26 protein-coding genes are annotated in these 25,262 nt (G+C 38.1%); 23 read left to right on the top strand and 3 right to left on the bottom strand.

Annotated elements, in window-relative coordinates; all coding sequences use genetic code 11:
- Positions 1-234 precede the first annotated feature (234 nt).
- Positions 235-462 (top strand): hypothetical protein, encoded by a 228-nt coding sequence (locus ABS301_RS03090; protein ID WP_349670800.1) that lies wholly within the window; start codon positions 235-237, stop codon positions 460-462.
- A gap of 83 nt (positions 463-545) precedes the next feature.
- Here the strand turns inward: ABS301_RS03090 and ABS301_RS03085 are convergent, their stop codons facing one another.
- A complete protein-coding gene (locus ABS301_RS03085; RefSeq protein ID WP_349670799.1) occupies positions 546-1,439 on the bottom strand; it encodes a polysaccharide deacetylase family protein in 894 nt (297 codons plus the stop codon).
- 210 nt (positions 1,440-1,649) lie between these two features.
- Between ABS301_RS03085 and ABS301_RS03080 the strand changes: the two genes are divergently transcribed.
- The 9 genes from ABS301_RS03080 to ABS301_RS03040 all read left to right on the top strand — a co-directional run bounded on the left by ABS301_RS03080 (position 1,650) and on the right by ABS301_RS03040 (position 10,574).
- Positions 1,650-3,389: an ABC transporter ATP-binding protein gene (locus ABS301_RS03080; RefSeq protein ID WP_349670798.1), complete on the top strand. Its 1,740-nt coding sequence runs from the start codon at positions 1,650-1,652 to the stop codon at positions 3,387-3,389.
- Positions 3,389-5,101, top strand: coding sequence for an ABC transporter ATP-binding protein (locus tag ABS301_RS03075; protein ID WP_349670797.1), 1,713 nt, complete (start codon positions 3,389-3,391; stop codon positions 5,099-5,101). Before ABS301_RS03080 ends, ABS301_RS03075 begins: the two co-directional genes overlap by 1 nt.
- 34 nt (positions 5,102-5,135) lie before the next feature.
- A complete protein-coding gene (gene arr, locus ABS301_RS03070; RefSeq protein WP_349670796.1) occupies positions 5,136-5,885 on the top strand; it encodes an NAD(+)--rifampin ADP-ribosyltransferase in 750 nt (249 codons plus the stop codon).
- Positions 5,886-5,987: 102 nt separating this feature from the next.
- A complete protein-coding gene (locus ABS301_RS03065; RefSeq protein WP_349670795.1) occupies positions 5,988-6,896 on the top strand; it encodes a helix-turn-helix transcriptional regulator in 909 nt (302 codons plus the stop codon).
- 82 nt (positions 6,897-6,978) lie between these two features.
- A complete protein-coding gene (locus tag ABS301_RS03060; RefSeq protein ID WP_349670794.1) occupies positions 6,979-7,782 on the top strand; it encodes an SDR family oxidoreductase in 804 nt (267 codons plus the stop codon).
- Between the two features lie 15 nt (positions 7,783-7,797).
- The gene (locus tag ABS301_RS03055; RefSeq protein ID WP_349670793.1) at positions 7,798-8,496 is read left to right on the top strand and encodes a nuclear transport factor 2 family protein; all 699 of its coding nucleotides are present in this window, start codon (positions 7,798-7,800) and stop codon (positions 8,494-8,496) included.
- 114 nt (positions 8,497-8,610) lie between these two features.
- Positions 8,611-9,180 (top strand): Crp/Fnr family transcriptional regulator, encoded by a 570-nt coding sequence (locus ABS301_RS03050; RefSeq protein WP_349670792.1) that lies wholly within the window; start codon positions 8,611-8,613, stop codon positions 9,178-9,180.
- An 83-nt stretch (positions 9,181-9,263) separates the two neighbouring features.
- A complete protein-coding gene (locus ABS301_RS03045) occupies positions 9,264-10,067 on the top strand; it encodes an SDR family oxidoreductase (protein ID WP_349670900.1) in 804 nt (267 codons plus the stop codon).
- A 96-nt stretch (positions 10,068-10,163) separates the two neighbouring features.
- Positions 10,164-10,574, top strand: coding sequence for a C-GCAxxG-C-C family protein (locus tag ABS301_RS03040; RefSeq protein WP_349670791.1), 411 nt, complete (start codon positions 10,164-10,166; stop codon positions 10,572-10,574).
- A gap of 76 nt (positions 10,575-10,650) precedes the next feature.
- Here ABS301_RS03040 and ABS301_RS03035 read toward each other — a convergent pair whose 3' ends face one another.
- The gene (locus ABS301_RS03035; RefSeq protein ID WP_349670790.1) at positions 10,651-11,289 is read right to left on the bottom strand and encodes a Vat family streptogramin A O-acetyltransferase; all 639 of its coding nucleotides are present in this window, start codon (positions 11,287-11,289) and stop codon (positions 10,651-10,653) included.
- A 181-nt stretch (positions 11,290-11,470) separates the two neighbouring features.
- Here ABS301_RS03035 and ABS301_RS03030 point away from each other — a divergent pair, with 181 nt between their 5' ends.
- The 6 genes from ABS301_RS03030 to ABS301_RS03005 all read left to right on the top strand — a co-directional run bounded on the left by ABS301_RS03030 (position 11,471) and on the right by ABS301_RS03005 (position 14,844).
- Positions 11,471-12,049: a TetR/AcrR family transcriptional regulator gene (locus tag ABS301_RS03030; protein WP_349670789.1), complete on the top strand. Its 579-nt coding sequence runs from the start codon at positions 11,471-11,473 to the stop codon at positions 12,047-12,049.
- 9 nt (positions 12,050-12,058) lie between these two features.
- Positions 12,059-12,307, top strand: coding sequence for a hypothetical protein (locus tag ABS301_RS03025; RefSeq protein WP_349670788.1), 249 nt, complete (start codon positions 12,059-12,061; stop codon positions 12,305-12,307).
- 10 nt (positions 12,308-12,317) lie between these two features.
- Complete coding sequence (locus ABS301_RS03020) at positions 12,318-12,701, top strand: winged helix-turn-helix transcriptional regulator (protein ID WP_349670787.1); 384 nt, start codon at positions 12,318-12,320, stop codon at positions 12,699-12,701.
- A 76-nt stretch (positions 12,702-12,777) separates the two neighbouring features.
- Positions 12,778-13,329, top strand: a complete 552-nt coding sequence (locus ABS301_RS03015) for a cysteine hydrolase family protein (protein WP_349670786.1) — start codon at positions 12,778-12,780, stop codon at positions 13,327-13,329.
- 86 nt (positions 13,330-13,415) lie between these two features.
- On the top strand, positions 13,416-14,321 hold the full coding sequence (locus ABS301_RS03010; protein WP_349670785.1) for an AraC family transcriptional regulator: 906 nt from the start codon (positions 13,416-13,418) through the stop codon (positions 14,319-14,321).
- A gap of 31 nt (positions 14,322-14,352) precedes the next feature.
- Positions 14,353-14,844 (top strand): pyridoxamine 5'-phosphate oxidase family protein, encoded by a 492-nt coding sequence (locus ABS301_RS03005; RefSeq protein ID WP_349670784.1) that lies wholly within the window; start codon positions 14,353-14,355, stop codon positions 14,842-14,844.
- 69 nt (positions 14,845-14,913) lie between these two features.
- On the opposite strand, the gene ABS301_RS03000 is transcribed toward ABS301_RS03005, so the two are convergent.
- Positions 14,914-16,320 (bottom strand): AraC family transcriptional regulator, encoded by a 1,407-nt coding sequence (locus tag ABS301_RS03000; protein ID WP_349670783.1) that lies wholly within the window; start codon positions 16,318-16,320, stop codon positions 14,914-14,916.
- A 171-nt stretch (positions 16,321-16,491) separates the two neighbouring features.
- On the opposite strand from ABS301_RS03000, the gene ABS301_RS02995 reads away from it, so the two are divergent.
- The 7 genes from ABS301_RS02995 to ABS301_RS02965 all read left to right on the top strand — a co-directional run bounded on the left by ABS301_RS02995 (position 16,492) and on the right by ABS301_RS02965 (position 25,165).
- On the top strand, positions 16,492-17,325 hold the full coding sequence (locus tag ABS301_RS02995; protein ID WP_349670899.1) for a MerR family transcriptional regulator: 834 nt from the start codon (positions 16,492-16,494) through the stop codon (positions 17,323-17,325).
- A 102-nt stretch (positions 17,326-17,427) separates the two neighbouring features.
- A complete protein-coding gene (locus ABS301_RS02990) occupies positions 17,428-18,465 on the top strand; it encodes an NAD(P)H-dependent amine dehydrogenase family protein (protein ID WP_349670898.1) in 1,038 nt (345 codons plus the stop codon).
- 185 nt (positions 18,466-18,650) lie between these two features.
- Positions 18,651-20,360, top strand: coding sequence for a sensor histidine kinase (locus ABS301_RS02985; RefSeq protein WP_349670782.1), 1,710 nt, complete (start codon positions 18,651-18,653; stop codon positions 20,358-20,360).
- Positions 20,353-21,120 (top strand): response regulator transcription factor, encoded by a 768-nt coding sequence (locus tag ABS301_RS02980; protein ID WP_349670781.1) that lies wholly within the window; start codon positions 20,353-20,355, stop codon positions 21,118-21,120. The genes ABS301_RS02985 and ABS301_RS02980 overlap by 8 nt, the downstream gene beginning before the upstream one ends.
- A gap of 121 nt (positions 21,121-21,241) precedes the next feature.
- Positions 21,242-22,327 (top strand): ABC transporter substrate-binding protein, encoded by a 1,086-nt coding sequence (locus tag ABS301_RS02975; protein ID WP_349670780.1) that lies wholly within the window; start codon positions 21,242-21,244, stop codon positions 22,325-22,327.
- Positions 22,328-22,434: 107 nt separating this feature from the next.
- Positions 22,435-23,523, top strand: coding sequence for an ABC transporter ATP-binding protein (locus tag ABS301_RS02970; protein ID WP_349670779.1), 1,089 nt, complete (start codon positions 22,435-22,437; stop codon positions 23,521-23,523).
- A complete protein-coding gene (locus tag ABS301_RS02965) occupies positions 23,510-25,165 on the top strand; it encodes an ABC transporter permease (RefSeq protein WP_349670778.1) in 1,656 nt (551 codons plus the stop codon). Before ABS301_RS02970 ends, ABS301_RS02965 begins: the two co-directional genes overlap by 14 nt.
- Positions 25,166-25,262 lie beyond the last annotated feature (97 nt).

Genomic DNA, 25,262 nt, shown 5'->3' with positions numbered 1-25,262 from the left:
TGAGACAGCTTGCATTTCACCGTTGGATAAGCCCCAGCATATAATGGTTATACACCTGAATGAGATCGAAGTCATTTCAAACTTTAATATTATTGAACAAAATAATATCCGGTTCAACCAGAACTATGGGCTGGCGACCGATACTGATGTCAGTTACAATCTGGCACTTCGAAACATCCTGGTGTGCAATAAAACGACGCTATTGATACAATATTAGGAAAGGTGGTCACAAGTATGGATTATATAGCTGATAAGATCAGAAAAGAGATTGAGGCAAAAAAAGATCTGATTGCCCAAGCAGAAGCGGCTATGCATGCTGATCCTGAAAAACAGAAACAGACAGAGGAGCTTGTATTGGGGATATTGAAGGAACAATTATCAAAAATAAAGGAATACCAGCAAGCTCTGGAATCTGTGTTAAATTCATCAGAGGAACAGACCAAAGAGGAGCAGGACTCCTGATCATGGACAAAAGTTTCTGTTCTCCAACACATCGAGATAACATATGACAATGAAAATCCTCCTCTGTTATAGGAGGAGGATTTTTAGTTATGAGAGATTTTCACGGTAGCCATTCCCCCTTTTAACATAGTTCCAATACTTTGATTATGTGCCCTGCGTATTCTTTTCAGACTGAACAACGTATCGGGATTATTATTTATTATATTTACTCCAAATTTACAAGTTACAGTTGCTTTAAAACCAAGTTTTTTAATTATATTTTCCAGATTATCATTATATCTGCCATATGGATATGTAAATGTAGTTGGGCAGCTGCCTGTTACTTCCATTAATTTTTCCTGCAGCATATTCAGATCATTCGCTATAAATTCTTCATAGTGCTCCTGAGTTTCATTTGCCATTTGACTGCATCCATAGCGTTCTTTTGAAATTTTATGCAAACCATAGGAGTGGTTTTGCATTTCAACCAGTCCGGATTCCTGCATTTCTTTTACTTCATCCCATGTAACATGAGAATATTCAATATTTTCATCCGTTACCTTGGAAAACTCATCCACACTTTTTCCAATGATAGATAGAACTATTTTCATATTGTATTCTTTTAACAGGGGATAAACATTTAAATAGGTACTAAGATACCCATCATCAAAGGAAAGAATGACTGGATTTTGGGGTAAATCTTTCTTGTCATAAACATAATCAATTAATTGTGTCATCGTGATAGTATTGTAATTATTATCTTTTAAATACTTTAAGTCACTTTCAAATTCAGAGGGGCTAATGACATCATTGCCAAAACCACTGCCTTTTACCTGATGATACATAATGATCGGAACTATAATTCCATCAACGGTTTGTGCGGAAGAAACCGCGTTGATTTTATAAATGTTTTTGATGATAGAGATAGATAACAAGCTGTAAGTGATGACTAAAAGTAATTTTTTAAGATAATATCTATATTTTTTTGAGGACCCCATATTTGTGCCTTCTACTTATTTATAATAATTGTATGCTCATCAAACTAATGGTATACTATATAGAAATTAAAAACCGGGTAGATTAAGCAGAGAAGAAGTATTGAATGAGGGGTAACAAAATTGAAAAAAAGAGCAGACTGAGTTAAGCGATTTTTTCACATCTCTGCAAAATGTTTAGAAAAAATCCGGAACAGAAATGGGGAGGGGAATATGAATCAGCATAATAAAAAGAGACTGTCAGTCTATCTCTGGGTATTATCATTTTTTAAGCCTTATACAGGGCTTTTACTTTTGTTTATTCTTTCAGGATCGGGTATTATTCTATGTGAGATGTCCATTCCATATTTTATCCAGGTCTTTATTGACAAGGTGGTAATGCAGCAAAATGCGGAGGCATTTACCGGGCAAATCATATATTTAATTACTGCAATCGTAGTTATGCTTCTATTTATTGCCATAAACAATGTAATGCAGAGGGCTCTGCCTGAAAAAACGGCAAGAGATTTGCAGTATTCGGTGTATCGCCATCTGCGGAGGCTTGGTTTTTCCTATTTTGAACGCAAACCTGTGGGTGAGACGTTATCCTTGCTGAATACAGAAGTTCTTGCGGTGCAAAGTATATACAGAGACTTTTTTCCAGGTACGGTTTATATGATTTTATCCATTATTTTTCCATTAGCTGTCATTTCCATTAAGGACTACCGCTTTACCTTGATTATTATGGGAAGCTACCTGCTGTTTTTTACCTATGGTCCTTATATTGATAAAAAAGTAGTGGTATTTTTAAAAAAGCAGACGGATACAAAAACGGCACTGGATAAAAAGACATATGACAGCATAAGTGCCATACAGGAGGTCCGTGCGTATCATGCAAGAGAGTGGGAAACAGGGAGGTTTGTAGAGTCATTCAGGGCTTACAAAGATGCCCGGCTTGGTTCGCTTTTCTTTCGGCTTTTGCGGCCAGCCTTATGCGTAGCTACCACCAGTATTGGTAATATCGGTTTTTTTGTATTTGGCTCTTATCTGGTAAAGCATGGAGAAATGACGGTAGGTGAATTTAGCGCGTACATCTTTTATTTTATGATGGTTATGCGTCAGATCAATGGATTATCCTATGTTTTCACGGAACAGATGCATTTATTGGGACAGGCAGAGAAACTATTTGACTTTATTAAAGTTGAGCCAGATATAGCCGAACCTGCAAAGCCTTGCATTCTTCCGTACATATCAGGAAATTTCTCCTTACAGAATGTATCTTTTCATTATCAAAACCGAACCGATCTGCTAAAGGAGTTTAATCTGGAAATAAAATCTGGAGAGCGTGTCGCTTTTGTGGGAGCGAGCGGAAATGGAAAATCAACGGTATTAAAATTACTGGACCGATTTTATGATCCCCAGGAAGGGGACATCACTCTGGAGGGAGTATCCTTAAAGAATCTATCCTTATCCCAGCTTAGAAACAGCATTGGATATGTTTTTCAGGAGACGTATTTATTTGGGTCTTCCATTAAAGAAAATATTCGGTTTGGAAACCCTGATGCCACGGATGAAGAGGTGATTCAGGCAGCAAAAGCGGCTTACGCCCATGAGTTTATTATGGAAACGGAACAGCAGTATGAAACACTTGTGGGAGAGCGGGGCATTAAATTATCCGGAGGACAAAAACAAAGAATTGCAATTGCAAGGATGTTTATTAAAAATCCTGCCATTCTGCTGCTTGATGAAGCAACTTCTGCACTGGATAATGTAAGTGAAGCCTATATTAAGAAAGCCCTTGATCAGTTAAGCAAAGGCAGGACTACCATAGCCATAGCTCATCGTATTTCTACGATTATGGATTATGATAAAATTGTTTATGTTCAGGATGGAAAAGCAGCTGAGATTGGCACATACGAAGAACTGATACATAAAAAAGGATTATTTTACGAACTCGTAGAAGGAGTCAGCTGATGAATCATATACGTTGGTACTGGAAATTTATTAAGAAAAGCAAGTGGGCATTCCTGGGTGCCTGTATCATCATGATTTTAGAAATCATAGCTCAAATGTCAAAGATCGGACTTCAAAAATGGTTCGTTGACTCTGTTTTTACACAGGGAAATTATCAATTTCTTCCTAAGCTGCTTATATTTATTACAATTGCATTTTTGTCAGGAGCCGTTACCCCTTATTGGTCAGAGTGGATACTTCATAAGATCGGATATGGAGTGAGGGTAGATGTTGGAGCGGCATTAATGAAGGCATTGTACCGAATGCCCATTTCACAGTTCCAGAATGAGAGAATAACAAGATATGTGGATTATTTCACAAATGATGTGGAATCCATTGGCGAGAATGTTTACCGCTTGCCCCTTACCCTTCAGGATCTGATTAAACTAATTGTCTTAATCGGCACTATGGCATATTTAAGTCCTTCGGTACTAATCATACTGACTGTCATGATTATTTTATATTTTATCATAGGGAAAAGCTACAAAGAGCGAATGAAGTCCAAGTCAAAAGAGGTAAAAGAAAGCAGAACCAATCTTCTGGTTCATATTGAGGAGGGCATCTCTTCCACAAGAGAAGTAATTGCATATGACCGAATGGGATGGGAAGAGAAGATTTATCATGGGTTATTTAAAAAGTATTATACAAAAATAATGGAAGAAGTAAAAATTATAAATGAACAGTTGTTTTTGACTGCTCCGCTTCGATGGGGAACCAATCTTGTAGTATTAATATACGGCGGATATCTGGTATTGCATAATCAGATGACTCTTGGTACATATTTGATTTTGTATCAGTATTCATTAAATATGACCACCTCTTTGCAGGCAGTTTATGAATTTCATGTACGCTGGACCTCTTTTGAAGTCAGCATTGAGCGTGTCAGATCGGTAATTGAAAGTGCTGAAGCGGAGATCGGAGAAAAATCTTTGAATCAGATTGATGAAATTGCCTTTGATAAAGTATCCTTTCAATATTCAGAAAGTTCTCAAAAGGTACTGGATGAATTAACATTCTCAATTCCAATTGGTAAAAAAGTAGCAATTGTTGGGTCCAGCGGAAGTGGAAAATCAACCGTCGCAAGACTGCTTCTTCGGTTCTATGAGCCTTCAAACGGAGCAATCCGAGTCAATGGATTGGAATTGAAAGAGATAAAGGAACATGACTACGATTCCTGTTATAATATTGCTTTTCAGGAGCCTTACTTTTTTCCGGATACCATTCGAAACAACATATTGTTTGGAAGAAGTGGGATAACAGATGAAAAAATGATGAAAATCTGTAAGCTGGTGCAGATTCATGATGATATTATGAACCTGGAGCTTGGGTATGATGCTATGATAGGGGAACGGGGAATCAGCTTGTCTGGCGGTCAGAAGCAACGACTTTCCCTTGCAAGAGCCCTGGCAGCAGACCCGGATGTATTAATTCTTGATGAGGCAACATCTGCATTGGATCTTGAGACAGAGCGTCAGATTCAACGAAATATGGATGAATTACGCCAGGGGAAAACCACAATTATTATTGCCCACCGTCTGTCCACAGTTCAGAATGCAGACAGGATCTATGTTTTTGAGAACGGAAAGGTGGCGGAAGCAGGATCTCATACGGAGCTGATGAAAAATGGTTCTGTGTATACCAGCCTTATACATGCCCAGACAGAAATAATATGATGCCGCGGTATTATTAATTTGGAGGTAAAATTAAATGAATATAAAGTTTGATCCTAACAACAACGTCATTAAACTCTGTGTAATTGGGATGAGTATAGAAGAAAGTGGAGATGTTGAAGAAGCTGACAAGATGTTTCAGCAAGCATGGGATGAGGCCGCGGATGACTATGAAAAATTTATTGCAGCGTATCATTTAGCCCATCGACAAAAGGATATCTCAGATAAATTGAAATGGCTGGAAACATCCTTACAGTATGCGCGAAATTTAAATGATGAGAATGTAAAGAGTGCATACACAGCATTATATGCAGATATTTCCGGGTGTTATGAGGAGTTGCATGATTCTGATAATGCAAAAAAACATACTGAATTAAGTGAATCTTATAAAGGAGCCCCTTCTGATAAAGGACCATTTTATCATGGAACTAAGGCAGATTTAAAAGTTGGTGATTTGCTTACAGCAGGTGGAATTTCAAATTATAAGCCTGAGCTTCAAATGAATCACATATATTTTACTGCTAATATTAATGGTGCGGGACTTGCAGCGGCATTGGCAAAAGGAGAAGCAAGAGAACGGGTTTATAGAATAGAACCGATGGGTGAATTTGAAAATGACCCCAATGTTACTGACAAAAAGTTTCCGGGTAACTTAACACGTTCCTACCGTTCAAAAGAACCTTTGAAAATTATTGGTGAGGAGACCGAGTGGAACAAAATTACTACTACGGAATTAAGTAAATGGCGTGAAAATTTAGCAAAAAGCAAAGGGGAAATTATCAACTGAGCAAATTCCTATAAATCAAATTTTTTATAAAATTTATTTAATAACCTGACATGCAGTTGTCAGGTTATTCGTCTATAATAAAGTAAGATTGGAGTAAGGAACATGCAGATAAACAGACTTTTCGAAATAATATATCTTTTACTGAACAAAAAGTTTATGACTGCCAATGAACTGGCAGAGCATTTTGAGGTATCAGTCAGAACTATATATCGTGATATTGATACGCTGTCTTTAGCAGGGATACCAATCTATGCTCTTCAGGGAAAGGGCGGAGGCATTTCCCTGCTCGAACACTATGTTCTTGATAAATCGGTTTTATCAGAGAGAGAACAAAATGAGATATTATATGCGCTGCAGAGTCTGACCGTCACACAGGTTCCTGAGGCAGATAAAGTTCTTGCAAAACTAAGCAGTCTGTTCAACAAGAGTAGAACTAATTGGATTGAGGTGGATTTTAGTCCATGGGGAAGTGATGATAAGGGATTCAGTCAATTTGCATTAATAAAGGATGCCATTCTGAGTCATAAAATTATTGAATTTAATTATTTCGGTTCCTCAGGTGAGAAAACTGCCCGAAGAGTTGAACCAATTAAACTCATATTTAAAATAAATGCCTGGTATTTACAGGCGTTCTGCCTGAATAGGAATGAATTAAGAATGTTTAAAATTGTAAGAATGGCAGATGTCCAGATAACAGAGGATCCATTCACCCAAATGATCCCCGAACCATTGCCAGGCGGCGGTCAGGTGCAGGAAACTCAGAAGTGGATTGAACTATGCTTAATTATTTCTGCTGATGGAGCCTACCGCGTATATGATGAATTTGAGGAGAAAGAAATTACTAAAAACACGGATGGCTCGTTCACCATTATGACCACTTTGCCTGAAAGTGATTGGCTGATCCGGTATATTCTGTCTTTTGGCTCCCAAGCTGAAGTAAAAAGCCCACAGCATATACGTGATATGCTTCAGTTTGAATTAAATAAAATTACCATGAGATATAAAACATAACCTGACACGATGTTGTCAGGTTATGTTTTATATAATCAACGTGTTGATAAAATCTTACAAATCAATCAAAGGAGGTTCATTCATGGAGAATTTTAGCCATATATCAATTGATCCCAAGGAATTCCAGGGAAAGCGAATTCTTGTAACTGGAGGCACGAAGGGCGGTATGGGTGAGGCTATTGTAAAACGCCTTACAAAAGCTGGGGCGACTGTCATTACAACAGCGCGAACCACTCCGGAAGAATTAACGAAGCCGGAATTATTTATACAAGCTGATATCAGCAGACCTGATGGCACTGCAAAAATTGTGGAATATATTCTGAAACGTTTTGGAGGTGTGGATATTCTCGTCAACAATGTCGGCGGTTCTTCCACTCCCACCGGCGGCGCGCTCAGGCAATCAGATGAGGACTGGCAGCGCACATTCGATACCAATCTTTTTGCAGCGGTTCGGTTGGATCGAGGATTGTTGCCTCCAATGCTGAAACAAGGCAGTGGCGTAATCCTTCATATCACTTCCATACAGCGCCGGTTTCCAGGAGAAAACACCATGGCGTACTCGGCAGCAAAAGCAGCGCTTGGTAATTACAGTAAGGCACTTGCGACAGAACTTGCACCAAAGGGAATCCGTGTTAACAGCATAGCCCCAGGGTTTACGGAAACAAAGGCAGCAGAAAGACTCATTGAGCGGATGGCACAGGAACGTAGCTGCGATTATAATGATGCAAGGCAGATTTTAATGAATTCGTTGGGAGGAATCCCCATAGGGCGAACAGCACGTCCGGAGGAGGTAGCTGAACTTGCAGCGTTTCTTGTGTCAGATCGCGCCTCCTACATTGTGGGTGCAGAACATACAATTGATGGCGGAATTGTCCGCACAGTATAAAGGAGAAGGATGACTATGACAAACAATAAATTTCAATTACCAAAAGCAGTTGAGACACATTTCCAGGCAACAAACGCGGGTGACCCAGCCGCCTTCCTTTCTATTTTTGAAGAAAATGCCGTTGTAATCGACGCAGGAAAAGAATATCATGGAAAACCAGACATTAAAGAGTGGAGTGACCACGATTATTTCGGTGTACATTTAAGACTGGAAGTCATAAATGCCGTTCAGGCTGTCAAAGAAATTGTTGTTACTGCAAAATGTGATGGTGAATACAACAAGGCTGGTCTGCCTGATCCATTGTACCTTGATTTTCATTTTACAATGGAAGGAGATAAAATCACACGGCTTTGTAATGTACTTTCCTCTAACAGCAGGGCAATTCCACTGCCGCAGCCCATTGCCGCCTATTATCATGCCTCAGATATTTTTGATGAAAACCTGCTTGCCAGCTGCTTTGCAGAGGATGCAATGCTGGTAGATGAAGGTGAGACATATCATGGACCAGTAGCGGTTAGCAGACATATTCTAGAGGCAAACAGGGGCGCAAAAGTTATGACCGAAGTCACCAATTATGCAGAAAAAAATGGTGAAACGGTTGTCACTGCTATCATTTCAGGTGATTTCGAAGGAAGCCCCATTCCATTGGATTTCTGTTTTACAGTTTATAATGGAAAAATTAAAAACTTAAATATCACAGTATCCGGTGAATGACGATTTACTTGATTTTAATCGATATTTATTATATGTTATAAAAAAGATAGTTGCATAGACTTTGATGTAGTATTTGGAATAGAAGTCTGCGGTTATCAGTATGGAGTATAATAAATGGAGAGAAAATTAAGTTTACCTCAATATCTGGAAGAGAAAGGAATCCCCAGTGATTTGATTCAGACAATAGAATCAGTGTTTACACTCAGATCGTATAAAAAAGGCTGTAACATATTGAGTATGGGGGAAAACACAAAAGTACTTTGTTTCCTTCTTCAGGGTATCGTAAGAGGAGTCTATATTGATGAAGAGGGAGTGGAAGTTACAAAGTGCTTCTCGAAAGAAGGAGAATGGTGTTGCTTTTACAATATACTCAGTGATAGTCCTTCCGAATTCTGGATAGAGGCTCTGGAAGATTGTCAGGTTGCAGAAATAGCAGTGAAACAGCTGCGGGATTTAATGAAACAGTACCAGCAGTTTCGGAATCTTTTTGACGTGCTATATAAAAATGCCTTTATACGGATCGACGAAAAGGGAGTATCCTTTCAGAGAATGCATGCAAAAGAAAGATATCTTCATTTTATTAATAAATATGCTGATATCGAAGAACGCGTGAAACAGGAATATATAGCCTCTTACATTGGAATCACCCCAAGTTCTTTAAGCAGAATAAAACGAGAACTGTAGTTGTCATTTGGCAATTACAGTTTTCGTTTTTTTTGATATGATCTGCATAATAAAAAGAATAAATGGAAAATGGAGTGAAAAACATGGATAATAAAGTCACTTTAATAACAGGCTGCTCCTCCGGTTTAGGCAGGAGATTATGTATTCTATTAGCTGAGAAAGGATACCTGGTAGCAGCCACGGCAAGAGATGTCAGTAAAATGCATGATATCCCGGCGGCTCTCAAATTGGAAATGGATGTAACTGATGAAGAATCTATAAAAATTGCAGTCGAAACAGTTATCAGACAATATGGACGAATTGATATTCTGGTAAATAATGCTGGGTATTCGGTGAGATCAGCAATTGAAGAAATAGATTTAAAAGAAATGTCCCAGATGTTTGAAGTTAATGTATATGGAGTCATCCGTATGATACAGGCAGTAGCGCCATATATGAGAAAACAAAACTCTGGAAAGATTATAAACATTGGTTCCATTTCAGGAAAATTGACTGGTTATGTAAATGGCAGTTATTGCGCATCTAAGCATGCGATAGAAGCAATCAGTGATGCAGCGAGATTGGAATTACAGAGTTTTGGAGTTCAAGTATCTGTGTTTGAGCCGGGGGCAGTAAATACGGAGTTTTTCAACACACTTTCTAAAAATTCAGATGAGAAAATGAAAAATAACAGGTCTCCTTACATGGACCGCTATCAAAATGATATGAATTATAGAAAAAAACAAAAGCGGGCGGATTTAGGAAAGGCAGCGGAAGATATCTACAATAAGCTTAATAAGAAGAAGTTGAAGGCGCGCTATTTGATTGCAGTTCCGAAAATTTATAATTTGCTGATTGTACTGCCAGGTGGCTTAAGAGAAAAAACAATGCTACTTTTTAGTCGTTAAAATAATACAAAACCTTAATCTGGTGGTATACTAGATAAAAATCATAACCCAGCAGGATAAGAGTAGAATATGATTGTATAAAAAGAGGTGGCTAAAATGGAAGTAACGATAAATGAAAGGGTACATGAATTGTATTGGAAATATGATATTAACTGTGCAAGAACGGCTTTAACCTGCTTATGTGAATTATTTCATGTTAGTCTGGAAGAACAGACGTTAAAGGCTGCCATAGGACTGCATGGAGCAGGAGGTTATAGAGCTCAATGCGGATTGGTTGAAGGTGCTTTGATGTTTATTGGAATTTATTTCAGTCAGAAAGGGATATCTGATTCTGAGATAGCCGGGATTTGCTATCAATTTGCTGAAGAATTTACAGATAGATATCATTCACTGAAATGCTTTGATTTACGTCCCAACGGCTTTAGTGAAAATGATCCACCTCATGCATGTGAGATATTGACTGCTGAAACGATTGAATTTTCAAGTGAATTTATTAAGCGTTTCTGACAAGAATGCATGGTACAAAGAAACAGCCCGGGTTTATAAAGCTGTTTCTTTAAGTTTTATCGTTATACTCATTCGTTTAATGGTTTATTTCCATAATCTTTTTTAAATCTCCACTGCACAGAACATCAAGATGTTCAAATATTTTTTCCGCAGGCCAATCCCACCATTTAATCGTGAGGAGATGTTTAATAAGTTCATCGTCAAACCTTTTTTTCAGTATTTTACACGGGTTCCCACCTGCAATGTGATAAACAGGAACATCTTTTGTCACAACAGAATTAGCGCCGATAATTGCTCCGTCTCCAATATGAATACCAGGCATTATAGTTACATTCTGGCCGATCCATACATCATTTCCAATCACAGTATCGCCTTTTAACGGCAGGTCTGCCAGTGCTGGCGTTGCTTTTTCCCAGCCGCCTCCCATAATATTAAAGGGATAGGTGGTAACGCTGTTCATTCTGTGATTCGCACCATTCATTATAAATTCAATGCCCTTTGCTATGGCACAAAATTTCCCGATGATAAGCTTGTCTCCTATAAAATCATAGTGGTGAGTCACGTGTTCTTCAAACGATTCAGCACCGTTTTTGTCGTCATAATATGTGTAATCTCCAATGATTATATTGGGGCGTGTCACCACATTTTTAATATAGCAGACACTCTTAATCGCCTCATTCGGATATATCGTATTGGGATCTGGTCCATACTGCATATAAAAATCCTCCTGTATTTGATAGAAATAGTATTACTAAATTATCAGCATACCATAGACTGCTGTATATTTCCAGTGCCTAAACAGCGTAATAACAAAATGAACCATTGACAAATAATTTTATATCAGGTATAAATATATATGACTATAAAAATAGATATAGTCACAAGGAGGAGGGAATATGCCAAAAGGATTTAGTGAACAGGAAAAAAACAATATACGTGAAAAGCTGATTGAGGCATGTAAAGAAAATTGGGAAAAGTATGGCTATAAAAAAACCAGTATTGATGAATTGTGTTTAAAAGTCGGTATCTCAAAAGGTGCATTCTATCTCTTTTTTGGATCAAAGGAAGCTATTTTTTTGGAAACTTTAAGTGTGATACAAAATAAATTATACGATCTGATTGAATCGATTTTATTAGAAGAACAAAATAAATATGGAGTAGCAAAGGCATTAAAGGCAGTTTATGCGGAATATGATAAAAGTCCGTTTTTATATGACACCTCACAAGCAGACTTTAGAAGTTTTATCAACAAACTATCTGAGGAAGAAAAGCAAAGTATATTTTTTGATAGTCTTTATGGAGCAAAGCAAATGATTGAGAAACCTTTTTTGAAACTCCGTATCAGTGAAGAGAAAGCTTTGTCTGTTATGGCGTCATTGCTATTCTTAATTACGGGTAAGGATAAGCTGGTATGTAATCATTTTGATGTCTTTGACTTTATGCTGGATCATTTAATTGACGATATATTTGAATAGGAGAATACGATGAAAAAATTGGATTTAAAGGAACACAACGCAAAAGTATTTGAGTTTTCGAAAAATGCTGCGAGAGGAGTCTATCCATCGAAACGGGTAGCAAAGACAGGTTCTGTTATTGGTTTTGTTATAGGTATTGCATTGGTGATAATTGGAATGGCAGGTTCATTTTGGGGCAGTATATGGGGGATTGGAAGCTTGCTTGCGGGTGTAAGTACTGTGATTTCCAATGTGTTGAATTTAAAGCGTATAAAATGAGGAAACGTGTATGAAAATCAGGGAGAATTATACTTGTCCACTGGAGATTGTTCATGATTTTGTAAAAGGAAAATGGAAAACCATATTGATATTTCAACTAAGAAAAGGGACACAGACATTTTCGCAATTGAAATATGGAATCCAGGGTATCTCAGAAAAAATGTTGATTCAGCAATTGAAGGAGTTACAGGAATTTGGAATTGTTCATAAGACATCTTCTGTGGGGTATCCTCTTCATGTGGAATACTCTCTGACAGACCGGGGAACGAAACTATTAGAAGCTGTTCTTATTATGCAGGAGATAGGAGTGGATTATATGATAGAACATGGACAGACAGAGCTGCTTGAGCAAAAAGGTATTATCTGTACCAATCAGATACCTACCAAAAAGTAAGTAATTTACTTTTTGTTTTGTAAGCCGTAAACTTTCAGTAAGAAACTAAATAATTATGAGAAAAGAGGCAGTTATTATGAACGTAGGTCTGATTCTGGTAGATATTCAAAATGATTATTTTAAGGGTGGAAAGTATGAACTGGTTAATCCAGAACATGCGGCATTACAGGCGAGTAAAATTCTAACATTTTTTAGAGAGCACAATTTGCCGATTTACCATGTGAGACACATCAGTATAAACCCGGGTGCAGTATTTTTTATACCAGAGACTGCTGGTGCTGAATTTTATAAAGAGTGCAGTCCTTTGAGCGGAGAAGAAATCATAATTAAGCATAAACCTGATAGTTTCCAGGGTACGGGCCTGAAAGATAAGCTGGAGGAAAAAGGGATTAATACTTTGGTTGTGTGCGGTATGATGACGCATATGTGCATTGATACAACCGTCAGATCTGCCAATAATTACGGATACTCTGTTGAATTAATTGAAGATGCCTGTGCAACAAGAGATTTGGTATGGCGAGAAGTTACAGTGCCGGCAGAATTGGCTCAGTATGCATATATGGCAGCACTGGACGGGACATTTGCCAAGGTACAAAAGGCTGATGCCTGGATCAAAGATCAAAAGTAAAAATTAAGAACATTGATAAAAAGAGCAGACATGGTTAAGCAATTTCTTCCAGTCTGTGGTAAATTGTTTGGAGAGAGGTAATCAATATGCATGCATGGGAATCCATTCAAAAAACATTGAATCATATTGAAGAAAATCTTGGGGAAGAAATTGAAATCGATACTCTGGCTGGGATTGCCGGGCTGTCACCATTTTACTATCAGAGATTATTCACACGATTGGTAAAAACTTCGGTTCGGGATTATATTAAGCTGCGCCGTCTGGCAAAATCTACAGTGATGCTGCGCAGCAGGGAAAACCGCATTATAGACATTGCGTTGAATTACGGTTTTGGAAGTCATGTAACCTATACACGTGCTTTTACAAAAACCTACGGAATTACCCCATCCCAGTACCGAAGCAACCGTATTAGCCTGCAAAATTTTGAAAAGCCTGATCTATTACTTAGTTATCTTGTAATCAATGAAGGGGTACCGCTGATCAGTGATGGATTAGTTCTTGAGATGAATCGTAAATTTCTTGATGAACCAATAGATTTTCTGGGAGTTATAGGCTATTATGCATTTCGTTCTGGTAAAATGCTTGGCGAAAAGACAGGTGTTGATATGGTTGGCGATATTTGGCGCCGATTTTATAAAGAATTTTCCAATATTCCCCGTCTTCCGGAGGGGCGTCAGATTGGTGTTTCGTTTAAGGGAGACGCGCCGGAAGGCTATTCCAGCTACTTTATCGGAACGGAAATTAAAAAGGAAGAGACCGACCATAATTTTATTCGCTGGCAGCTTCCATCACGGGAATATGTGGTATGTGGATTTGAATCAGAAAACAAGGATCAGACGGTGGCTAATATGGGGAAAGCAATGAGATACACCCGGTTCTGGCTGAAAAAACACGGTTTAACTGCCGACGGTTTCTTTCCTGAAATGTATTATAAAAGCAAATCTGATATCGTTTATACGGAGTTATGGATTCCGTTTAAAAAACGAGGATGATAGATAATTTTTAATGATGGAGGAAAAGAATATGAGTATGTATCAGGAAGGACTAAAGCTGCTGGAAGAAAAATTTGGAAACGGGAAAGACAATGCGATATCATTGGCCACCATTGCACGAGAGCCTGGCGCTGATGGAAAACCACGTCCTGTTGTCCGCAGTGTGGACGCTTATTATGAAGACCGTACATTCTATGTTGTTACCAATGGACAGTCACATAAAATGCAGCAAATCGCTGAAAACCAGGAGGTTTCGGTTGCGGGATGCCTGGAGATGTTTACTGCCAATGGAGTAGCTGAAAACCTTGGCTGGGTGCTTGACCCGAAAAATGCCGTATTAAGAACGAAATTACGCAAGGCTTTTTCTGAATGGTATGACATGGCCAATAATGAAAAGGACGAGAATTGCATCTATTTAGCAATTCATCTCACAAAGGGAACATTAAACATTAATCATTGGGAGAAATTATACCACATGGATTTTGTTAATGAGACTGATATGAAAAACGGGGGAATTAATTAAGCATTTAAGCTGGATAATAATAGATTTACAGAAACAGGGGCGAACGGTTCGCCCCTGTTTCTGGATCTGTTAAGGAATTGGGTAAAGCACTTTTATCTTTTTATAAGGAAAACTCCAATTTTCCAGATACCACTCCTCAACCCATTGATGTTTTGCTGGTTTTGTTTTTGTTTCTTTACGCCATTTTTCCATCAGCATCCAGGTTTCTTTAAGGTGTTCAAGTGATGTATAAGTTGCCATATAAGCACCCCCAGGAAACACATCAAATAGAACGGAATCCGCTGACCTGCAATTTATTTCATCAAATTCTTCAGGTAATGTAATCATAATTATATGAAAAAAGGGCGGTCGGTTATCAAAACCTTTGTTATATTGATATATTTTACATATTTTATCATCTAAATGGTTTTCATTGGCAAAAGATAATGCTTTTTTCCAGCATTCATGGGCAATGATCTCGCTGTCAGCGCCATCTGATCGAAAAATGGCAACTCTGCAGGCAGGCATTACCTCCTTGATCTTTTCCGAGTTAATGTCTTTTGGAGCCTCTTTTATTGAGATATATAAATCTACGCACCCAATGTGATTATCTTTTTCTGAAAAACCAAGATGTTCTTCCAGATACTGACTTCCGCCCCATAAATATTTGCTTTCTCCGATCCATAAAACGAACCGCTTCCAGGCAGCTATAATGTTACTGCCAATATCACCTGTATCATCACGTCTTACAGACATAACAGCATACTTACCGCCGCTTAGGATCCGGCGTTTTACTTCATCGTATGTACCTGTTACAAAATCTGCGGGAACGTCATTCAGTCTTAAAAACTGCTCATCCGATATGGTTACACAAACTTCATAACCGTAAATCTCTTGAGAATCATCTACGTTGGATGGATCTGGATGATTGTATCCAAAGATTCGATAGGACACATCATGGAAGTATACATCATTATCATTCGCCCATTTTTTCATTGTCTCAAACGCATGATGTTCGGGATCTTTCCCGTAATAAGTAAAACAAGCCACCTTCATATCATCCAGTTCTTTGATTACCTTAATATCCGGATATTTTTCTTCTAACTCTTTATTCCCTGTCTCAAAATACTTCTCCATAATATTTAACCTCGCAAATTCATTGATGCCATGTTGTGAAGTAACAGATTTTACCTTGGAAGGCAACATACCAAATTGTTTTTTAAATGCTCTGGTAAAGCTGTCAGCAGAATTGTATTCATACTTAATGGCTGCAGAAAGAACCCCTTCCTCTGTCTGTAATAAGTCGTAATATGCGGCCGTCAATCTGCGCATCCGAATATATTCTTTGGCATTGTAGCCAACCACTGACAGGAACATGCGGTAAAATCCTGAAATACTCATGCATGCTTCCTTTGCACATAATTCTATGGTAATTGCCTGGTCTAAATGATCTTCTATGAAATCAATTGCCTTTTGGATCCTTTGGTAATAATTCATGTCTGTTTACTCCTGTTCCCATAACCTGCAAGTTATATTTGTATTATAGCTTATAAATAAAAACAATACCCGACTTTTTTTCCAAACATTGGTTCCCATAAGAATTTCTTAGAAAAGCTTATTGTTACTATAAGGTTTTTGAAATATAATTGTTTCATGGAGGGGAGGTAAATCATGCAGCTTACAATCGGACAGATGGCAAAACTAAACAATGTTACAGAACAGACACTTCGGCTATATGATAAAATGGGACTTTTGGTTCCTGTGAGCCGGGATGACGAAAACGGTTATCGTTTCTATGATATTAAGCAAAGTGCCCAGCTTGATATGATTCAATATATGAAATCTCTGGGGATGCAGCTAAAAGATATTAAGGAACAGCTTGATAACCTGTACATTCCAAATATTAAAAATATTTTGAGACAAAAACAGCGCCAGATCGAGGAAGAAACTGAAAAACTTAAATATCAGAAGAGGGCGGTGGAACGTACCATTGAGAGCCTGGAGCGATACGAAAGTGCCCCTAAGGATGGAACCATACTTTTAGAATATATCGGAAGCAGAACCATGTATTATATCGATTCCCAAGTAAATATTTACGATTATGATATTGATACCTATGAAAAGATATTGAGGGAATTTAAAGAAAGTCTTATTGCGGTTCATCTGCCTCAGATTTATTTCTGTAATGCTGGTACAATATTACGGCAGGAAAATCTGATTCAGAGCCGGTTTATTTCAACCGAGGTATTTGTCTTTGTGGATCATGATGTTTTAGCAGATGAACTAACTTCAAAAATCCCGGCTAATAATTACCTTTGTATTTACTGCGACTCTTTTCAAAAAGAGAAAGAGTATGCAAAGCGTCTTTTAGAGCAGATTGAAGCAAAAGGCTACCAGATAAACGGTGATTATTTATGTGAAGTGATTACGGAGCTTCCCATCATAAGCCATGATGAGAGAGGGATGTATTTAAGGCTGCAGATCCCCATAAAATTTTGTTAATAAAGTATCAATTGGCTATTGACATTATAGTAATTATAACCTCTATACTTTTGGTATGGGATTTATATAATCCTCCAAAAAAATCATAGGAAAGAGGTTATCATTATGTATCATGAAAAAGTTCGTGTTGTTCAGTATGGCTGTGGAAAAATGTCAAAGTACATCCTGCGGTATTTGTACGAAAAGGGTGCAGAAATTGTTGGCGCAATTGATGTAAATCCAGATGTTGTGGGCATGGATGCAGGTGATTGGGCTGGACTGGGTGTTAAGCTTGGTGTACCCATTCGCAGCGATGCAGATGCAGTGCTGGATGAATGTGATGCTGATATTGCAGTGGTTACATTATTCAGTTTCATGAAAGATGTCTACCCATATTTTGAGAAATGTGTAAAACGCGGTATCAATGTAATAACCACCTGTGAAGAAGCAATTTATCCATGGACCACATCGGCTGCCCTTACCAACAAATTAGACAAACTAGCCAAAGAACACAACTGTACAGTTGTAGGTGCCGGTATGCAGGATATTTACTGGATTAATATGATTGGCTGCGTGGCTGGCGGTGTACATAATATTGAGCGGATTGAAGGAGCTGTAAGCTACAATGTAGAAGATTATGGACTTGCACTTGCAAAAGCTCATGGAGCGGGACTTACACCGGAAGAATTTGAAGCGCAGATTGCACATCCGGAAACGTTGGAGCCAAGCTATGTATGGAACTCCAATGAAGCTCTCTGCTCCAAGATGGGGTGGACCATTAAGTCACAATCACAGAAATGTGTACCTTATTTTTATGACACCGACTTATATTCTCAAACATTAGGAAAAACCATTCCTAAGGGGAATTGTATCGGTATGAGTGCGGTAGTTACAACAGAAACCTTTCAGGGACCTGTCATCGAAACACAATGTATTGGCAAAGTATATGGACCAGAAGACGGGGACATGTGTGACTGGAAGATAAAAGGAGAACCCAATACCACATTTTATGTATCAAAACCGGCCACTGTTGAGCATACCTGCGCCACCATTGTAAACCGCATTCCCAGTGTTCTAAATGCCCCATCCGGGTATGTTACCGTTGATAAATTAGATGAGTTGGAATACCTATCGTACCCAATGCAGCTCTATGTGAAATAGGAAAACCCCCTGTTTGTTTACTTGTTAAGAGTACGCAGACAGGGGGTTTTGTTTTAGTTACTTAATATTACAGTACGCAAATGAGATAATCTTTAAAAGTCAAATGACAGATATGCATAACGATGGTACAATGAAAAACGAGAACCACGATATGAAAAAAACAATTAAGTATAAAGGAAAAACTCATGGATTATAGAAATGCTGTAAAAACAGAAAAAACAAAATTTCAGAGAGAACTGGAGAAAATGGTATCCAAAAGGATCATCATCATCATTCTGATTGGCTGCCTGTTTTTTTCGGTTGCCATTATAGTCATTAATACCGTGAGCCAGGAAATAAATAGTGAAAGACATCTGGAGGTAATCAGTGCAAATTTTTCTGATGTATATCAGTCCACTGCAGATTTTTTAAAACACAATGACAATATTGAAAGTTTCCTATATTGTATTAAAAAAGAAAAAAACCCAAAGGAAATTAATTATCTAGTAAGCAAATATAATGTAGAAGCCAAGGTGGATATTAATTTAATTTTGATCAATCAGGAAAATCAGGTTGTGATGACAAACTTTTCGACAGAGGATATGAATCTTCACAGAATCGAGTTTAATCGGATTGCAGCAAACAATGCCAGGGGAAATGGAGAGGATATCTATACAACGATTTATTTTTTCAAAACAGATGAACCAGAATATCTGATGATGCTCCCGCTATACGATCAGGGAACCTATTGCGGAACAGTGGCAGCGTACTTAAAAAATACAGATTGGAATAATTGCCTGTCACAGGGGCAGTATGATACGATTATTACCAATGAAAGGAGTGATATAATCTATTGCTCCAACAACAGTCTGATCGGGAAAAACACAGCAAATAAGTACATTGGAACGGATGGCAGCAAGTATGTAACATTAAATGGAAATCGTTATTTCAGAAGAAGCAAAAATCAGGAGAATGAGAACATCTGTATCTATTCTTTTATTTATTCACCTGAAAATTCTGCCTATCTGTTAATCGGTGTTATTACGATCCTTGGATTAGGTGCTGTCTGGACCATTATGTTCTTTCATATGCTGAGTATGATGTCAAAGAAAACATCGGAATCGGTTGAACTTTTAGTCAAAGAGATCCGTATTATTCGAAAACAGGATACCAATCATGAGATCACACTGCGCACTGGGGATGAATTTGAAGAGATTGCAGAACAGATTAATAAAATGGTAAAGAGTATTAATGAATTGAATCATAAAAATGTTGAATTAATACAGATAAACGGACAAATGGAAATGCAGAATCTTCAAGAGAGAATGAATCCTCATTTTATATATAACACATTGGATAATATTAAATATCTGATTGTGTCGGACCCAATCAAAGCAGAGAACATGATTGAACGTTTTACGCATATTTTAAGATACAGTATCAACAATACGAAAAAGAAGGTACTTCTTCAGGAGGACAGGGTTTATATTGAGGATTATCTGTTTATCCAAAAGATTCGTTTTGGAAAACGGTTTGATTATACAATAGAGATTGAAAATGAGTGTGAACAGTTCTTTATTCCCAAGCTTCTGCTGCAGCCACTGTTAGAAAATTCGATTAAATATGGGTTTCAGAAGAAAACAGACATACATATTAAGATAGGCGGTTCTATGCAGAAGGAATATCTGTATCTGGTGGTAGAGGATGATGGAGCGGGACAGCCAAAAGCGACGATTGAGATGTTAAAAAGCATCACAAACAGAGAGAAAGTAGATACAAAACATAATGGCTTACAGAATATTAACCGAAGAATTTCACTGGAATATGGAAAAGAAAGCGGAATGACAATTGAGAGTCAGGAAAATGAATTTTTCCGGGTAGTATTAAAATTGTGGATGGGAGAAAATTGTGTATAGTGTATTGTTAGTGGAAGATGAGGACATTATCAGAAAAGGAATTCGTGCTTCCGTTCCTTGGGAGAGCTGTGAAAGCTATGTTGTTGGAGAAGCTTCTAATGGAATAGAAGGAAAAAAACTGATCGAAGAGTTAAAACCAGATATTGTAATCACGGATATTAATATGCCGGTTATGGATGGGCTTCAGATGATTGCCAATACAAAGAGTGTGTTTGATTATGTTGCAATCATTCTTACCGGATATTCAGATTTTGAGTATGCGATGGAGGCGATTCGGAATGGTGTATCTACTTACGTATTAAAACCCTTAAATATGGAGGAAATGAAGGAAGCTTTAGAGCAGGCAGTTTTAGAATCTAAAAATATACACTATTTACGGGAGCGCAATGAAAAAACAAAGGAACTGGAGAGCATTTCTCTGATAGAAGAAAAGGCAAGTCCGGATCCGGTCATACAGCAGATTTTACAATACATAGAAGAACATTATCAGGAAAAAATTGTATTATCTGACTTAGAAGTGGTACTGCATTATTCAGAGCGATACATTAACCAGAAATTTCGGAAAGCGTTAGGAACAACAGTGATCGAATACCTGAACCGGTTCCGGATACAGAAAGCACTGGCAATGTTAAAAAACAAGAATACAGTCATATCAGAGGTGGGGTTCCTCTGTGGAATTGGTGACTACAAATATTTTAACCACGTATTTAAAAAATATATCGGGTGCTCTGCCAAAGAATATCAAAATAGAGTGTTATAAAATACCGGACAAAACTGTTCGGTATTTTTTCCATTTGTTCGGGATAAAGAGTGTGAAACAGCTTACAGATCTTATATGATAAAGCTATCTAAAAACAATATTTTATGGGAGGAACAAAATAATGAAAAAAGGTATTGGGTTACTAATGGGATTGATTACGGCAGTCTCTCTTACAGGTTGCGCAGGCACAGGGGCTGAATCAACGACTGCCGCACAAACTGAAACAACAAAAGCGGCAGAAGAAACAACCGCAGCAAAAGTGGCACCGGGAGGCGGAAATCTGGTTATTTATTCACCTAATTCCGAAGGACTTATGAACGCCACCATTCCTTTGTTTGAAGAAAAATATGGAGTCAATGTGGAGGTAATCCAGGCAGGCACAGGTGAATTGGTAAAGAGAATTCAGTCAGAGATGAACGATCCATACGCAGATATCCTCTTTGGCGGTTCCTGGTCACTGGCATATGACAATAAGAATCTTTGGGAACCATATGTATCCGCCAATAATGACAATGTAATGGATGCCTACAAAAATACTTGTGGTTTTATTGCAGGTAACGTATTAGACGGCAGTGTATTAATTGTGAATACAGACCTGATTGGAGATATTGAAATCAATGGCTACAAAGACCTGTTAAATCCTGAGCTAAAGGGAAAGATTGCCACCGCTGATCCGGCCAATTCCTCCTCCGCTTTTGCACAGCTTACCAATATGCTGCTGGCAATGGGTGGTTATGAAGATGATGCAGCGTGGAAATACGTAGAAGACCTGTTTACCAATGTGGATGGTAAAATCTGTGAAAGCTCCTCCGCAGTTTACAAAGGAGTTGCAGATGGTGAATATGTAGTGGGGCTTTCCTATGAAGATCCGTGTGCACAGCTTGTAAGAGATGGCGCACCTGTTAAAATCGTATATCCAAAAGAGGGAACCGTATATCTCCCAGCATCAGCAACCATCATCAAGGGCGCGAAAAACATGGATAACGCCAAATTATTTATCGATTTTATTTTAAGTAATGAAGTACAGAATATATGGGGAAGTACGTTAACAAACAGACCGGTTATCAAAGATGCAAAGACAAGCGACTTTATGAAACCTATATCCGAAATAAAAGTAATAGAAGAGGATATTCCATATGTAAGCGGAAACAAACAGAAAATTGTTGACAGATACACAGAAATTTTCACTGATTTACAGAGCAAATAAAGATTAAAATAATATATGGCATAACGTCTGAAGCATGGAACAAAACCCATGCTTCAGACAATCAAAGGATTCGCTTACAGTTTTTTGGAAAGGGTAAGGTTGGGTAAATGAGCAAAATTTCAATTAAAAATGCGGTCAAAAAATATGGAGATACTACTGTAATTCCGCAGCTGAATGCTGACATAAAAGATGGGGAATTATTTACGCTCCTTGGTCCTTCCGGTTGTGGAAAGACAACATTACTCAGAATGATTGCGGGTTTTAATTCCATTGAGGGGGGAGATATTCTGTTTAATACCACCCGTATCAATGATATGGATCCAAGTAAAAGAAATATTGGTATGGTGTTTCAAAATTATGCCATCTTCCCCAATCTGTCAGTGCGGGATAATGTCGCATTTGGATTAAAAAACCGAAAAGTGGAAAAAGACACAGTAAAGGCGGAAACAGATAAGTATTTGAACCTGATGCAGATTATGCAATATGCAAACCGCATGCCAAATCAGTTATCCGGCGGGCAGCAACAGCGTATTGCCCTTGCAAGAGCGCTGGTTATATCCCCCGACGTATTACTGATGGATGAGCCTTTATCAAATCTGGATGCAAAACTTCGACTGGAGATGCGGAGCGTCATTCGCCATACACAGAAAAACGTTGGAATTACTACCGTTTATGTAACTCATGATCAGGAGGAAGCAATGGCAATCAGTGATACGATTGCCGTTATGAAAGACGGGGTGATTCAGCATGTAGGAACTCCCAGAGACATTTATCAAAGGCCATGTAACGTTTTTGTGGCGACGTTTATCGGAAGAACAAATATCATTGAGGCAAAGGCAGCTGCCGGTACGATTGTATTTAAGGATGGGTATCAGGTAGAACTTCCTGGGTTAAAAAATGCAGAAAATCAGGAGGTTTTATGTTCCATCCGTCCGGAAGAATTTGTGATCTGTAAAGATCATGAGATGGGTATCAGAGGAACGGTTAAGGAATTCACCTATTTAGGATTAAATACACATTACAGCATTGAGCTGGAGGACGGGGATACGGTGGAAATCGTAGAAGAATCTTCCATAAAAGAAGAATTGCAGCCTGGCCAGAAGGTGATGCTGCAGGTGAAGAAAGAAAAAATCAATGTATTCAATAAACAAGGTGATACGAATCTGATAAGGAGCGGGCTTTATGAAGAACAATAACAAATTCCGTATGGATGTATGGGGATTCATTACGCTTGCTACAATTGCATTGTATCTGCTGTTTCTGATTTACCCTATGGCTTATTTAATAAAACAGTCTGTAATAGACAGTGAGACAGGGGTCATCACATTGGCTAATTTTGCAAAGTTCGTATCAAAGAGTTACTATTTTGATACCCTGTTTAACAGTTTTAAGGTATCTATCGCTGCAACATTATTATCGCTGGCAATTGGAACACCGCTGGCTTATCTGTTCTCCGTATTTAAGATAAAAGGAAAATCATTATTAAATATTCTGATTATTGTTGCCTCAATGTCTGCACCATTTATAGGAGCGTATTCCTGGATCTTGTTGCTGGGCAGAAGTGGTGTTGTTACAAAATTTTTCAAAGGCATTGGAATCATTATACCGCCTATTTATGGTTTTACAGGTATTGTGCTTGTTATGACACTGCAGTTATTCCCACTTGTTTTTTTATATACCAAGGGGGCTTTGAAAAATATAGATAATTCTTTGATTGAAGCATCAGAGAATTTAGGCTGCTCAGGCATTCGGTGCTTCTTTAAGGTTGTAGTGCCGTTAATTACGCCTACATTACTGGCAGCAGGACTTTTGGTATTTATGAGATCCTTTGCTGATTTTGGTACACCGATGCTGATCGGTGAGGGGTATCGTACGTTTCCGGTAGTTCTATACACAGAGTTTATCAATGAGGTAAGTGGAAATGATGGTTTTGCAGCAGCCATTGCGGTGATTGCCATTGCAGTTACAACCGTCGTATTTCTGGCACAGAAGTATGTATCAAATAAGAAGTCATTTTCATTGAATGCGCTTCATCCAATGGAAGAAAAGAAAGCACCGAAAGGAATTTCCTGGATCCTCCATTTGTTCTCCTATCTGATTGTGGGAATTGCAGTTTTACCTCAATGCTATGTAATTTATACATCATTTAAAAAAACGGAGGGAAAGGTATTTACATCGGGATATTCTTTAAAAAGTTATGTGACGGCATTTGGAAAACTGGGTAAAAGTATTCAGAATACAATTATTATCCCATTGCTTGCATTAATTGTGATTGTAATTCTGGCAGTTGTAATCGCATATCTGGTGGTGCGCAGAAGAAATACGCTGACAAACGCAGTTGACATTTTATCAATGATCCCATACATAGTACCGGGCACTGTACTTGGTATTGCATTATTAAATGGATTTAATAAAAAACCTTTGCTAATCAGCGGAACCATGTTTATTATGGTAATTGCTTTGATTATACGAAGACTTCCGTATACGATTCGTTCATCCGTTGCAATTCTGCAGCAGATACCAATGAGTATTGAAGAGGCAGCGATTTCACTTGGTGCTTCAAAGATGAAGGCATTTTTTCGCATCACAGTTCCCATGATGTCTGCAGGAATTCTGGCAGGAGCAATTCTAAGCTGGGTGACCATGATTAGTGAATTATCCACCGCAATAATTTTGTATACCGGGAAGACAAAGACATTGACCGTTGCAGTATATACAGAAGTGGTCAGAGGGAATTATGGAACGGCAGCTGCACTGTCTACCATACTGACTGCTCTGACCGTTATATCTTTACTGGTATTTAATAGATTTAATAGAGGAAAAGATTTAAGTTTGTAGATTACGGGCGTATTGGTGTGTTACTTGACAACTCAATAAGCAGGTTTATAATACAAGGATAGGCAAGAACCAGAAAAAAACTGGAAGAACCCTGGCA

This window comes from Lacrimispora sp. (assembly GCF_031982545.1).
In the GTDB taxonomy this organism is placed as follows: Bacteria; Bacillota; Clostridia; order Lachnospirales; family Lachnospiraceae; genus Lacrimispora.
Note: the sequence above shows the minus strand (reverse complement) of the source record. Positions and strands in the feature narration are given on the sequence as shown.